This is a genomic window from Flavobacterium sp. YJ01 (assembly GCF_029320955.1).
Lineage (GTDB): Bacteria > Bacteroidota > Bacteroidia > Flavobacteriales > Flavobacteriaceae > Flavobacterium.
Map to the genome: position 1 here is coordinate 544,255 of NZ_CP119757.1, position 11,117 is coordinate 555,371.

Annotated in this window: 11 protein-coding genes; 6 read left to right on the forward strand and 5 right to left on the reverse strand. The window is 33.4% G+C overall.

Annotated features, from left to right (window positions below; translation table 11 throughout):
• Window positions 1-86: 86 nt before the first annotated feature.
• The 3 genes from P0R33_RS02460 to P0R33_RS02470 all read left to right on the forward strand — a co-directional run bounded on the left by P0R33_RS02460 (window position 87) and on the right by P0R33_RS02470 (window position 1,917).
• A complete protein-coding gene (locus P0R33_RS02460; RefSeq protein WP_276174057.1) occupies window positions 87-470 on the forward strand; it encodes a hypothetical protein in 384 nt (127 codons plus the stop codon).
• Window positions 471-488: 18 nt separating this feature from the next.
• On the forward strand, window positions 489-1,334 hold the full coding sequence (locus tag P0R33_RS02465; RefSeq protein WP_276174058.1) for a chromate resistance protein ChrB domain-containing protein: 846 nt from the start codon (window positions 489-491) through the stop codon (window positions 1,332-1,334).
• An 82-nt stretch (window positions 1,335-1,416) separates the two neighbouring features.
• Entirely contained in the window at window positions 1,417-1,917 is a 501-nt protein-coding gene (locus P0R33_RS02470) for a hypothetical protein (protein ID WP_276174059.1), read from the forward strand.
• Window positions 1,918-2,007: 90 nt separating this feature from the next.
• Here the strand turns inward: P0R33_RS02470 and P0R33_RS02475 are convergent, their stop codons facing one another.
• Window positions 2,008-2,478, reverse strand: a complete 471-nt coding sequence (locus tag P0R33_RS02475) for a hypothetical protein (RefSeq protein WP_276174060.1) — start codon at window positions 2,476-2,478, stop codon at window positions 2,008-2,010.
• 11 nt (window positions 2,479-2,489) lie between these two features.
• Window positions 2,490-2,981, reverse strand: coding sequence for a TlpA disulfide reductase family protein (locus P0R33_RS02480; RefSeq protein WP_276174061.1), 492 nt, complete (start codon window positions 2,979-2,981; stop codon window positions 2,490-2,492).
• 234 nt (window positions 2,982-3,215) lie between these two features.
• Between P0R33_RS02480 and P0R33_RS02485 the strand changes: the two genes are divergently transcribed.
• The 3 genes from P0R33_RS02485 to tyrS all read left to right on the forward strand — a co-directional run bounded on the left by P0R33_RS02485 (window position 3,216) and on the right by tyrS (window position 6,347).
• Window positions 3,216-3,518: a metalloregulator ArsR/SmtB family transcription factor gene (locus P0R33_RS02485; protein ID WP_229351565.1), complete on the forward strand. Its 303-nt coding sequence runs from the start codon at window positions 3,216-3,218 to the stop codon at window positions 3,516-3,518.
• 7 nt (window positions 3,519-3,525) lie between these two features.
• Window positions 3,526-4,632: an NADH:flavin oxidoreductase gene (locus P0R33_RS02490; RefSeq protein WP_276174062.1), complete on the forward strand. Its 1,107-nt coding sequence runs from the start codon at window positions 3,526-3,528 to the stop codon at window positions 4,630-4,632.
• A gap of 512 nt (window positions 4,633-5,144) precedes the next feature.
• Entirely contained in the window at window positions 5,145-6,347 is a 1,203-nt protein-coding gene (gene tyrS / locus P0R33_RS02495) for a tyrosine--tRNA ligase (protein ID WP_276174063.1), read from the forward strand.
• Between the two features lie 476 nt (window positions 6,348-6,823).
• Here tyrS and P0R33_RS02500 read toward each other — a convergent pair whose 3' ends face one another.
• From P0R33_RS02500 to P0R33_RS02510, 3 genes are all read right to left on the reverse strand, one after another.
• A complete protein-coding gene (locus P0R33_RS02500) occupies window positions 6,824-7,945 on the reverse strand; it encodes an acyltransferase (protein WP_276174064.1) in 1,122 nt (373 codons plus the stop codon).
• A 61-nt stretch (window positions 7,946-8,006) separates the two neighbouring features.
• A complete protein-coding gene (locus P0R33_RS02505) occupies window positions 8,007-8,654 on the reverse strand; it encodes a DUF1349 domain-containing protein (RefSeq protein WP_276174065.1) in 648 nt (215 codons plus the stop codon).
• Between the two features lie 138 nt (window positions 8,655-8,792).
• Window positions 8,793-11,009 (reverse strand): glycoside hydrolase family 3 C-terminal domain-containing protein, encoded by a 2,217-nt coding sequence (locus P0R33_RS02510; protein ID WP_276174066.1) that lies wholly within the window; start codon window positions 11,007-11,009, stop codon window positions 8,793-8,795.
• Between the last annotated feature and the right edge of the window lie 108 nt (window positions 11,010-11,117).

Genomic DNA, 11,117 nt, shown 5'->3' on the forward strand with positions numbered 1-11,117 from the left:
TAGAATGAATCTAATGGCTTCAAAATCAAAAATGATTTTCTTTTGATGTAACTTTATTTTAAAATCATAAAAAAGCGAAAAAAATTATGAGTACTATTATAAACGAAAATAGACTCCACAGTAAATTTAAAACCCTCGATCATAAGATTAACGAGCTTAACGATCAGAAGATTAATGCTTTTTTTGAATCTTTAGGATTATTAGAACGAAACGATGTTCCGAAGGACTTTTTGAAATGGGAAAACATACTTATTGTTGTTCCAAATCGTCATGTTTCTCACGAACTGAAATACTATAAATACGCAATTTCACGAATTTCATTTTTAACAAATCCTTACGCAGATCAAATTCATATATTTGATTTGAAAGATTGGAAAAGCGCATCGGGAAACAAGACGCAGTTTCAGATTAGAGAAATGCTGAAAACAAGTTTTGGAGGGGTAAAGAAAAATCCAACTGATGGAAATTAATTTGTTTTTCTTTACAAAATGAAGTGGATTACTAGAGAAAGACCTAAAATCGATAGAATTGCCTGTCCGTGGCTAATCAAAAAATTTGTTGACACAGAGGCCGAATTTATTTATGTACCCTTTGATGAAGTTGTAGCAAAAGCGAAGGAATTAGACGCAATTCCGTTTGACATTCCGGATGTTGAGTTTACACATTATAACGAAGAATGCACTTTTGATTACATCATTAAAAAGTATCAAATAAGCGATCCAGCAGTTTTAATTATGGCAAAAATTGTTCGTGGCGCCGACACCGACCGCCACGATCTTGCCAAAGAAGCAGCTGGACTTTGGGCAATTTCAGCTGGACTTTCTCATAATATTACAAACGATACCGAATTGCTCGAAACTGGCCTAAAATTATACGATGCATTGTATAGCTGGGCAAAATATCTACACAAACAAAATCATCTTCAAAATAGCCCATTTGAAAGTTTACTTCACGAAGTTTATAATAAGTTTTTGATTGAAAAAAAATCAAATCAAAAAACGCCTTTATGGGTTAAGGAATTAAAAAATATCATTCAGGATCAAATTGATGCACAGTTTACTTTTGATTTAAAGAAAATTTCAAACGAATTAGAATTGAATCCATCTTATTTATCGAGAGAGTTTTCTAAATATTTTGAAGATTTAAATTTCGGTGAATACGTGCGTAAACTTCGGATAGAAAAAGCAATCAATCTTATTCAAAATACCTCTTATACTTTAACCGAAATAGCTTATATGACGGGCTTTTCAGATCAAAGTCATTTTACCAGAATCTTCAAATTGCAAACAGGAAAAAATCCTTCTTCTTATAGAAAAAACACTTTAAAAAAGTAATCTAGATACAAAAGGTAAATAGTGTTCTATTTCTCAACTTTCATTGTCGATAATTTTGTTTTATTAATTAACAAAAACTACAATGAAATCATTAAAACACTTTTACGCAATTACTTTATTTATTTTAAGTTTCTCTGGATTTTCTCAAACTACATATCCAAAAATTACAGGCTATTTTGGAATTCTTCATCCAATCGCCACTTTTAGCAGTGAACAAACGACCGTAAATTTTAGAGATTATTATGCCGTCGGATTTCCAACTGGCATCAACATTTGGAAAAATCAAAAAATAGGTTTTTCTTTTGAAGTTGTTCCAAATATTAGAGTTCAAGGAGACAGTGATAAAGTGACTAATTTATTATTTCATCCAGGCGTTTTAGTAGCTTTAGGAAATGGTTACACTTTTGCAGGAAGAGCCGCTTTTGAAAGCAGCGGTAGATATGGTTTTACACCTGTCATAAATAAAACTGTACTCAAAAGTGATAATTGCAGTTATTTTGTTGCCGTTCCTTTACCTGTCCGTTTTGGAAATGATCATCCTATTTCTATTACAATCGGTTTTCAATTTGGAATTGCTTTTTAAAATTTTAGTTTCAGGTTTCGCATGTTTCAGGTTTCAAGTTTTGCTTAACGGATTAATCTTTGTCAAAATTTTATCCGCAATCTTTTTTACTCATTTAATTTCAAAGATTCTAATAAAATTTCGTTCTAATTTTTTCCTTTTCCTTTCTTCTTTCCATCTGGAATAGAAAATGACAAGCAGAAGAAACAAACTCACAATTGTAGTTGCTCGCCTGAGACCTCTTCCAAAGAAAAGAAAAAATATATTGATGAATATTAGAAAGACTACTGGAGAAAATTTTGTCCAAAGCAGCTGAAATTTGCTGTTTTCTTCAACAATATAATTCACATTAACCCTATTATCAATATTCTTGTAATTTCCTCTAACAATAAAAATAGTTGGCGATGTCGATGAATTTATAGTTAATCGAAAACTATTATCATCAAAAAGTCCGTAAAAAGGTTTTACTCCGCCAAAAATGGGAAATAGCCTAAAGCGTCTTAGATTCACTTTTAAAGAACCAATTTCTATATTATTCTGCAATCTTAAACGAAAATCTGACAGAGAGAGGTTTGACTCCATTTTATGAATCATCACGGTGCCAACAGACTTTTAATTTTATCTTCCAAAGCTTTTCCATGAATATTTTTTGCTAAAATAATTCCGTTTTTATCCACTAAAAAATTCAACGGAACAGATTGCAATCTATAGTCAGCAACAAAAGGAGATTGCCAGTATTTTAAATCGCTAACATTTATCCAAGGTAATTTTCCCTTTGCAATTGCAGCTGTCCACAATGGCTTTTTAGTATCCATAGAAACTCCATAAATAGATAATTTTTCAGGATAAGCATTGTGCAATTTTACTAATAATGGCTGTTCTTTAATGCAAGGCCCGCACCAAGAAGCCCAAAAATCTACTAAAACCAATGAACCTCGTAATGACGAAAGTGCCACGTTTTCTCCCTTTGTATTTGGAAGATCTATTTCTGGTGCAATATCTCCAACATCAACGCCTACAACTTGTGCTTTTGAATTGGTAACTACACAACATAAAAATGCTGCAATGAGTAAAGTTTTTTTCATAATAGATTAAGTTTTATTTGGATTTGGGGTTGTTTTTTAATCATGTTTTGCCTCAACATTTGTCATTTCTACGAAGAAATGAGAATAAAATCGGTTTCGGTTTGCGAGATTAATTCATAAGCAAATATAATTTTTCTTTACAAATTCTTCCTCATTTCCTCTACTTCATCATAAAATTATCCTAAATATTTTTTACTTAATTGGCATATCGGGAAAAGTCGATATATTTGCATCATGGAAAAGATAGAAATATTTAAAGCCTTATCAAATAAATCCAGATTGCAAATGCTGGAATGGCTAAAAGAGCCTGAAATCAACTTTCCTGATCAATTGCAGCACGCTGGATTTGAACACGGAGTTTGTGTTGGGCAAATTCAGGCTAAAGCTGGTTTGACACAATCTACAGTATCAGAATACCTGTCTATTTTACAACGCGCTGGATTCATAGAAGCCAAACGTGTTGGACAATGGACTTATTATAAACGTAACGAAGGTGCCTTTGAAGCACTCAGTAAATTAATTCAATCTAATTTGTAAAATTACTATGAGTACAAACAACCTTTTTTCTCCGTTTAACTTAAAAACGTTAAACCTGAAAAACAGAATCGTAATGGCGCCAATGACGCGCTCATTTTCTCCAAACGGAGTTCCAACTGACGAAGTAGCCGCTTACTACCAAAAAAGAGCTGAAGGCGAAGTTGGTTTAATATTATCTGAAGGAACTGTAATTGACAGAGCTTCTTCTTCAAATGATGCAAATGTTCCTCATTTTTATGGCGATTTAGCCTTAAAAGGATGGGAAAAAGTAATTAATGAAGTTCACGCTGCTGGCGGAAAAATGGGACCACAAATTTGGCATATGGGAATTATGGATAATCATCATTCTGGATGGGTTCCTCCTGTTCCTTTTGAAGGTCCGTCTGGTTTGAATCGTCCAGATTTTAGAAATGGTATTGCTATGTCTGAAAAAGATATTGAAGATACTATTCTTGCTTTTGGTAAAGCTGCAGCTGATGCTAAAAGATTAGGTTTTGATACTATCGAAATTCATGGTGCACACGGTTATTTAATCGATCAATTCTTTAGAGCTGAAACCAATTTACGTGAAGATATTTACGGAGGAAAAACATTGCCGGAACGTAATCGTTTTGCTATTGAAGTTATAAAAGAAATTAGAAGACAAGTTGGAAATGATTTCGCTGTGATCATGCGTTTTTCTCAATTTAAACCTTCTGATTACAATTATAAACTGGCCAAAAATCCGCAGGAATTAGAAGCTTGGCTTACTCCGCTTGTTGATGCAGGAATTGATATTATACACGCTTCTCAACGCAGATTCTGGGAACCAGAATTTGAAGATTCTGACTTAAACTTTGCAGGTTGGGCTAAAAAAGTTACTGGAGCACCAACTATTACAGTAGGTTCTGTTGGACTTTCTGGCGATTTCTTTGGCGCATTTGCTGGAGAGAGTTCTCAGCCAACTTCTTTGGAAGAATTAAACAGACGTTTCGACAGAGGCGATTTTGATTTAGTTGCTGTTGGAAGACCTCTTTTATCTGATCCGAATTGGGTTGCGAAAATTAAAGCTGGAAAAACTGAGGAGTTAAAAGGTTTTAGTAAAGAAGCTTTAGGCCAATTGGTTTTAGAATAAGTTTTTTTTAAAGGTTCAAAGAGGCAAAGGTTCAGAGGGAAAGAGATTTTCCTTTTGATTGTCTTTATTACTATATTTAAAAAAAGTGGTTGTCTCAAAAAATGAGACAACCACTTTTTTTTATCTATTATTTTGTTCCATCGGAACATCTCGTCGGTAGAAAATAATGTTGTTGCCGGTTTTCACGTTCCGTAGGAACGTTGGGTATCGTTCTAAATGCTCTAGCATTTCATACATTACTACTGAACGTAAAAAATTAAATATTTTAAGAAAGGTTCAAAATGAAAAATGCTTTTTTTGAATACATAATTAAAAATTTTATCTTTGCAGTCATGAAATTCTTGAACAGCATATTACGTCTTCCTTTTTTCAGCACTTATTATTATGCAATAATATCTGCTCGGATAGGCTATGCATATAATTCAACGTATTCACTATTGTAAATTAAATAGATAAATTATATAAACCTTAAAGCCCGGGCATTTTGTCCGGGCTTTTTTATTTTCAAAAAAATGGAAACAATTCAAAAACTTAAAGAAAACACCGCAATCTTTCTTCCTGAAAATGGTTTGGAAGAAAAATTAAATCAGGCGGAAAAAGAAAACAGAAAACTGATTATCAAACTTGGTTTTGATCCAACGGCTCCCGATTTACATTTGGGACATGCCGTTGTATTAAAAAAACTGAAACAGTTTCAGGATTTAGGGCACCAAATTGTAATTATAGTAGGAAGTTTTACAGCTCAAATTGGCGATCCAACTGGAAAAAACAAAAGCAGAAAACCTTTAAATGCAGAAGAGGTTCAACATAATGCGGAAACTTACATTGCACAATTGTCAAAAATTATTGATGTTGATAAAGCACAGATTGTTTTTAATTCTGACTGGCTGGACAAACTTTCTTTTTCCGAAGTGATTCAGATTATGTCTAATGTAACTGTTGCGCAATTAATGCACAGAAATGACTTCAATAAGCGTTTTGCAGAGAATTCTCCGATTGCAATGCACGAATTGGTTTACCCAATTTTACAAGGTTTTGATTCGGTTAAAATTAATGCCGATATCGAAATGGGTGGCACAGATCAGCTTTTTAATTGTACAATGGGAAGGCAATTGCAAGAAAATTTCAAGATGCCTGGACAAATTGTAATATGCATGCCTTTGTTAAAAGGTCTTGATGGAAAGGAAAAAATGAGTAAATCTCTAAATAATATTATCGGCTTAACAGATGAACCTAATGAAATGTTTGGCAAAACGATGTCAATTCCTGATGATCTTATTTTAGAATTTTTAGATCTGACAACCGATTTTTCATTCAAAGAAAAACAAGAAATTAAGAAAAGACTTGAAATCGAAAATCCGATGAACATTAAAAAGTTAATTGCAAAAAACATTATAACGCAATACCATGATGCAATAAGCGCTGAAGATGCAGAGAAATTCTTTATCAATCAATTTCAAAATAAAAATGCAGAGGCAAAATCATTTATGTCGGTTATGATTTCTTCGTTAGGAAATGAATTGAATGAAATTGCATTAATTGATTTGTGTGCTTTAATCAAAAATGACATTACGAAATCGGCAAACAGAAGATTGATTGAAAGTGGCGCCGTTCAGATTAATCACGAAAAAATTATAAATCCGTACGAATTGATTTCATTAAAAAAAGAGACCAAAATTAAAATTGGGAAAAGAAATTTTTATGAATTATTGTAATGAAGGTTCAAAGAGGCAGAGGCTCAAAGGGACAGAGGTTTTCTTTTTGATTCTCTTTATTATTTTTTTTTATGGCTGTCTCAAAAGTGAGGCGACCATTTTTTTAGATATTTCTTTGTTCCGTAGGAACATTTCGTTGGTAGAAAATAATTTTGTTGCCGGGTTTTACGTTCCGTAGGAACGTTTGCTTTCGTGTCTCTAATTCTTTCGTATATCAAACGTTCCTACGGAACGTAAATGTTTTGGTCATTATTTTTTTTCTACCAACGAAACATTCCTACGGAATGATTGTCTAATGCAAAAATTTGTAAACAAAATATAAAAAAGGATAAACAATTAAGTTTATCCTTTTAATGAATATCTACAACTAACAAAATTTAGAAATTCAATGTTTTTATTGAGTTACAAGCTTGCAGAGATACAAAGGGATAAAGTATAAAAAACTTTGCACCTTTGTCACTTTGTTTCTTTGTCTCTTAATTAGATCTTTTTTGAAATTTATTTACAAGCCAATTTCTAACTGGTTCATCATATAACTTTAAGCAGACAAAAGCTAAAATGATGCTTACAATTAAAACTCCAATTCCTTCTAAATATCCATCTGCCATTGAAACTTTATTGTCTACAACCCAAGCTGTAAACCAGTAAATTAAAGGATAATGCGTAATGTAAATCGGATAAGAAATATCTCCTAAAGCTTTGCATATTTTTAAAGAAAGTTCGTTTTTAATTTCTCCTCCCGCGCCAATCGATACAATAAGCGGGAAAATTAAAATAATACAAATCGATTCATATATACCATTTAGCCAAAGGCTATTTTCATCTCCTAATCTTGGAAGCGCTAAAACAATTGTTATCAAAAGGGTACAAATCCAGAAAGCGTTTTTTACATGAATTAGTTTCCCCAAACGACATAACAAAACTCCCGCAAAAAATGGATATAATAAACGTGTAAAACCAACATTGAGCTGTTCTAAATTTAGTGACCAGCCTCCTATTACATCACCTTTTGGTCCAAAAACGGTATAATTGATTAGCAATCCAGCAAATATCAATACAAAAACCGACATTACTTTATTTGAAAATTTACGGAAGATTAAGGCGTATAAGATATTCGCGATATATTCGAAAAAAAGTGACCACGCTGGGCCATTTAACGGATGCATTTCTCCCCAACCTCTAATTTCCAAAGAAGGCGGAATTGGCAATAATGTAAAACCAATTACCATAGTTAGAATTACTTTCCAAACTTCCATTCCTCCAATCATTGGAAATAATATATCTGAAGCTTGAAAATAATAAAAGATCGCACCAATGATCATTCCCATGATTACCATTGGCTGGAGACGAATTAATCGGCGTTTGTAAAATTCCCATTGTGTCATTTTTGCCCAGCGATCGTCATACGCGTAAGCGACAACAAATCCAGATAAAAGGAAAAAGAAATCAACGGCAAGATATCCGTGATTGATAATTTGCTTGAAACGATTTCCGCCAGCAAAAGCTTCAAATATATGAAAAGCAACTACCAAAATAGCTGCAACACCACGCAGACCATCTAGAATTTCGTAGTGTTTTTTAGGTGTAATATCATTCATAATAATGGTGAATTATTAATTGTTAGTGGTTAATTGATAATTGATAATTTACAATTAACAATTATTGATGGTTTTTAAGCCATTCCGCTCTTCTTTGATCTGGCAAATGTTTTACAGAAAAGTTTTCGAATTTAGCTTCAAAGCCTTTTCCGTCTGGAGAAGCAGCCATTAAACCAACCATAACTGGCGTATTATCTTGTAACGGTGCGTTTCTGGTCATGATGTAATTTTTATCATCAAAAGAATAGAATATCTCAACGGCATCTAATCTTCTAACGGCTTTAATCCAGATAAAAGGCGGTACTTTATCTAGAGTTGTTACACTCCAATCGCTTTTATCGTGTGTGACAACGGTGCTAACATTAAATTTTCCGTCAACAAACTCAACACCTGTTTTGATATAGTTTTTTTCGTCAATGCGAATCATTAAACCCATTTGATCAAATCTAGCAATGTAATTTCCTGTCAACTTTACTTTAGCTTCAAATTCACCGCCATAATTTGCGTAGTAGAAAGGCGCGTCATCAACAGTAAATCCGTAATGAGAAATTCTCCAATAATCGCTATTTGCGGTAACATTCATAATTAAAGCATTGTTTTTAATTTCCCATTTTTCAGGTTCATTAAACCATTGCATTTTATTGAGCGTTTGTGCTGAAATATTTTGGCACAATACAAGTCCAATTGTAAAAAATAATAGTCTTTTCATTTTTATTTGATTCTAATTTAGAGAAAGCAAAACGTCTAACATTTTACTTCTAACATCTAACTTTTTTAAGACAAAAGCAAAGCTGCAAATTTTGACACTTGCAGCTTTACAAACCAACCAATTTTTAGAAATAAAAACTTATTTAAGTGAGAATCCCACTTTAGATTTTATATCTGTTGATGAAGCACCAATAATTGCTTCGAAATCACCAGGTTCTGCAACCCAGTCATGTTTTTTATCGTCGAAGAAACTTAAAGCCGTTTTATCAATTGTAAACGTTACTGTTTTTTCTTCTCCAGCTTTAAGAGCTACTTTCTCAAAACCTTTCAATTCTTTTATCGGACGAGGTAATGAAGATTTCGAATCTGTAATGTACAATTGAACCACTTCTGATCCTTCTCTACTTCCAGTATTTTTCACATTAACTGAGAATGTAATTTTATCTCCAGCGTTAATCTGTTTTTTGTCAGCCGTAACTTTTCCGTAAGCAAAAGTTGTGTAGCTCAAACCATATCCAAAAGGAAATAAAGGTTTGATTTTATTTTTGTCAACCCAACGGTAACCAACAAAAATTCCTTCATTGTATTTTACTTCATCCCCACCAGGAAATTCTCCTAAAGCGTGCGCGCCGTTATCAGCTAATTTTACTGGGAAAGTGAAAGATAATTTTCCAGACGGATTAACATCTCCAACCAAAACATTCGCCAAAGCATTTCCTGCTTCAGTTCCTAAAAACCAGCCTTGAACAACTCCTGGAACTTCTTTAATCCAAGGCATTGCTACTGCGTTTCCAGAAATGTTTACGAAAACAATGTTTTTATTCACTTTTGCTAATTCGCTAATTAATTTGTCTTGACCATAAGGCAATTCTAAATGTTTACGATCGTGTCCTTCATCGTCTTGGTTTTCACTTTTGTTTAAACCTCCAATGAAAAGAACAATATCTGCATCTTTAGCAATTTTTAAAGCTTCAGCAGTCAATTCTGCCTGAGGACGTTTTTCTTCTAAACTAACTTTAGCAATAACTCCATTATAATTACTTGTAGGATCTCCAACGTAACCTCTTGCGTATACAATTTCAGCTTGGTTTCCGATTCTTTTCTTCAAACCTTCAAGCGGAGTAATTTCGTATCTTGCTTTAAGCGAAGAACTTCCTCCTCCAACTGTCATCATTTTGATGGCATTTTCTCCAATTACAGCAATCTTTTTAGTTTTAGAAAGATTGATTGGAAGAATATTATTGTTGTTTTGCAATAAAACAATTCCTTCTTCAGCGATTTTACGGCCAGCCAAAGCGTGTTCTTCTGTTCCAAAAGATCCAAAAGGACGATTTCTATCCATTGTAGTTAAGAAAGACAAACGTAAAATACGACGCACTTTTTCGTCTAATTCTTTGGTTCCAACTTCACCTTTTCTGATCATTTCAGAATATGGTTTTGCTAAATAATAGTTGTCATAAGCATTACTTGTTCCCCAAGAAAGTCCGTTTGTCCATGAACCAAATTCCATATCCAAACCGTTGTGAATTGCTTGTTTAGTATCATTAACTCCACCCCAATCCGAAACTACAACTCCTTTGAAACCCCATTCTCCGCGAAGAATATCGTTTAATAAATATTCGTTGTGGCAACATTGTTGTCCTTTATATTTATTGTAAGCGCCCATAATTGCCCAAACATCACCTTCTTGAACAGCAGCTTTAAAAGCTGGAAGATAAATTTCGTACAACGCACGGTCGTCAACGATTACGTTAACCGAATTACGATTTGTTTCTTGATTGTTTAAAGCGAAGTGTTTTACGCAGGCAGCAACTCCATTTGACTGAACTCCTTTAATATAAGGAACAACCATTTTAGAAGCTAAAAACGGATCTTCTCCCATGTATTCGAAATTACGACCGTTTAATGGGCTTCTGTAAATGTTTACACCAGGACCTAATAATACATTTTTGTTACGAAAACGCGCTTCTTCTCCTATTGATTTACCATATAAAGAAGCCAATTCTTTGTTCCAAGTTGATGAAAGAGCTGTAAGCGCAGGAAAAGCGATACAAGAATCGTTTGTCCATCCTGCTTGATCCCATTCGTCCCATTTTACCTCTGTACGAATTCCGTGTGGTCCGTCGGTCATCCAGTTTTCCGGAATTCCAAGACGTTTTACACCCGGAGAACTAAATTTAGATTGCGCATGAATCATGGCGATCTTCTCTTCGGTTGTCATTCGCTTAAGCGCATCTTCTACACGCTCATTCATTGGTTTTTTATCGTCTAGATAAACTGGAACTTTGTCTTGGGCATTCATCCCAAAAGAACTTAGTAAAAGTAAAACAACAATTGTTTTAACGTTTTTTAACATAACAGTAATTATTAAAGCATTAGTTAGATAATAGTATAAAGTATTATTATAAAACTTTTTCTATCATATTGTAAAACTAAAACGTTATCGTACAAGTTACATTTTTAG